The 1,009-nt window shown below is 65.3% G+C and carries 2 pseudogenes; both read left to right on the plus strand.

The window, feature by feature from the left end:
* A pseudogene (locus U1700_RS15485) lies at positions 1 to 518 on the plus strand (glycoside hydrolase family 2 TIM barrel-domain containing protein); the annotation flags it as partial.
* A 56-nt stretch (positions 519 to 574) separates the two neighbouring features.
* Positions 575 to 1,009, plus strand: a pseudogene (locus U1700_RS15490) (alpha-N-arabinofuranosidase); the annotation flags it as partial.

Here is a 1,009-nt window from a genome sequence, read left to right on the forward strand (position 1 = left end):
GCCTGTGGTACACCATGCCGACGACGATGAAGACGGTCGAATGGTATGGTCGGGGCCCGCATGAAAGCTATGTCGACCGCAAGAGCTCGGCCGCGATTGGGCTGTGGCGCGGCGCCATCGCCGAGCAGAACCACGACTACATGCGGCCGCAGGATACCGGCAACAAGGTCGATGTCCGCTGGATGGAGCTGTCGGGCGAGGGGGCGGGGCTTCGTGTCCGCGCGCCCAGGCCCTTGATGATTCAGGAGCTCGCCTGTCCCTATACCGACCTCTACCGCCGCTCGCCGGGCACGTGGAAGTCGACCGATATCGTGCCGCATGGCGAGACGACGCTGATCGTCGATGCCGCGCAATGGGGCGTCGGCGGCGACACGACCTGGAGCCATGTCGGCCAGCCCCATCAGCAATATCGCACGACCCTCGCGCCGACGCGCGTCGCGTTCCGCCTGGAGCCGTTCAGCGGCGACGGCACCACCCCCGACAAAGCGAAGCCCGCCCGCGCGACAGAGGTGCAATAGGGCTGGTCTTTACTCGGACAATAAGCCAGCATGCCGCATCAGGCAGAGGAGAATCCATGAAAAGGGCAACGAAATTCCTGTTCGCGGCGGCGGTCGCCACCTTGTTCGCGGGCACCGCGACGGCACAAACCGCACCCGCCAACACCGCCGACACGGTCGAGGTACATGCCGACCGGGCAGGTCCGGTCTATAACCGCCGCCTGTTCGGCCAGTTCGCGGAGCATCTGGGCACCGGCATCTATGGCGGCATCTGGGTCGGCAAGGGCAGCAAGATCCCCAACGTCAACGGTTATCGCCGCGACGTGCTCGACGCGCTGAAGGCGATCCGGGTGCCGGTGATCCGCTGGCCGGGCGGCTGCTATGCCGATGAATATCACTGGCGCGAAGGCGTCGGCCCGCAGGCCAAGCGCCTGACCAAGGTCAACACCAACTGGGGCGGTGTGACCGAGGACAACAGCTTCGGCACGCATGAATTCATGAATTACAGCGAG

Source organism: Sphingomonas sp. RB1R13 (assembly GCF_036663775.1).
In the GTDB taxonomy this organism is placed as follows: Bacteria; Pseudomonadota; Alphaproteobacteria; order Sphingomonadales; family Sphingomonadaceae; genus Sphingomicrobium.